The sequence below is a fragment of the Actinomadura craniellae genome, assembly GCF_003289645.1.
Lineage (GTDB): Bacteria > Actinomycetota > Actinomycetes > Streptosporangiales > Streptosporangiaceae > Actinomadura_D > Actinomadura_D craniellae.
This window is the reverse complement of record NZ_QLYX01000040.1, coordinates 1-1,286: the sequence shown is the minus strand read 5'-3', so window position 1 is coordinate 1,286 and position 1,286 is coordinate 1. Positions and strand designations below refer to the sequence as shown.

Below are 1,286 nucleotides of genomic sequence, written 5' to 3'. Positions count from 1 at the left end.
CGACCACCTAGCCAACTCCCGCACCCTCGACTTCGAACACCAATTCCTCACAGCCACCACCAAGAGCAAGAACAGCGGCAGCAGCACCGGCATCGGCGCCGAAAGCACCAACGACGCCAGCACCAGCAACGCCAGCACCGGCACCGCCGGCAGCGGTGATCACGAAAGCAACAGCGGTGATCACGAAAGCAACAGCGGTGATCACGCCGACAGCACCGGCGGTGGTGATCACAGCACCAGCGGCGATGCCACCGGCCATGACAGCGGTGCCAGCCATGACAGCGGTGCCAGCCATGACAGCGGTGCCAGCCATGACAGCAGTGGCAGCGGTGTTGGCGCCGGTAGCGGCACCGGCACCGGCGTCGGCAGTGGCGCCGGTAGCGGCGATGCCAGCGGTGGTGGTGCCGGTGGTGGTGTGGGGATGGATGTGGTGCTCAACGCGTTGGCCGGGGAGTTCACCGACGCCTCACTACGCCTGCTCCCCCGCGGGGGCCGGTTCATCGAGATGGGTAAGACCGACCCCCGTGACCCCGACCAGATCGCCGCCACCCACCCCGGGGTGCACTACGAGGCGTTCGACCTCAACGCCCTCCCGGTCGAGCAGATCCAGCGCATGCTCACTCACCTCACCGCCCTGTTCGCGAACGGGGAACTCACCCTGCCACCGATCACCGTGCGCCCCATCGCGCATGCCCGGCAGGTGTTCCGCAACCTGCAACAAGGCCGCCACATCGGCAAACACGTCCTCACCCTCCCAGTTCCCTGGAACCGGGACGGGACCGTCCTGATCACCGGCGGCACCGGCACCCTGGCCGCACTCACCGCCCACCACCTCACCACCCACCACCACACCCGCCACTTCCTCCTAGCCAGCCGCCAAGGACCCACAGCCCCAAACGCCGACGCCCTACGCGAGGAACTCACCGCCCTAGGGGCACACGTCACCGTGGCGGCCTGCGACATCACCGACCCCCACGCCGTGGCCGACCTCATCGCCACCATCCCCACCGCCCACCCGCTCACCGCGGTCATCCACACCGCCGGGATCCTGGACGACGCCGCCCTCCACACCCTCACCCCCCACCAACTCCACACCGTGCTCGCACCCAAAGTCGACGGCACCTGGAACCTGCACCACCACACCCACCACCACGACCTGGCCGCATTCGTCCTCTACTCCTCCCTCACCGCCACCCTCGGCACCCCCGGACAAGCCAACTACGCCGCCGCCAACACCTTCCAAGACACCCTCGCCCACCACCGCCACCACCACGGCCAACCCGCAC

Annotated in this window: 2 protein-coding genes; one reads left to right on the top strand and one right to left on the bottom strand. The window is 68.4% G+C overall.

Going from position 1 to position 1,286, the window contains the following annotated elements:
- Positions 1-7: 7 nt before the first annotated feature.
- Positions 8-313: a hypothetical protein gene (locus tag DPM19_RS35990; RefSeq protein WP_199485447.1), complete on the bottom strand. Its 306-nt coding sequence runs from the start codon at positions 311-313 to the stop codon at positions 8-10.
- 108 nt (positions 314-421) lie between these two features.
- Between DPM19_RS35990 and DPM19_RS34690 the strand changes: the two genes are divergently transcribed.
- Positions 422-1,286: SDR family NAD(P)-dependent oxidoreductase (locus DPM19_RS34690; protein ID WP_199485446.1), on the top strand; the 865-nt coding region annotated here is incomplete at its 3' end.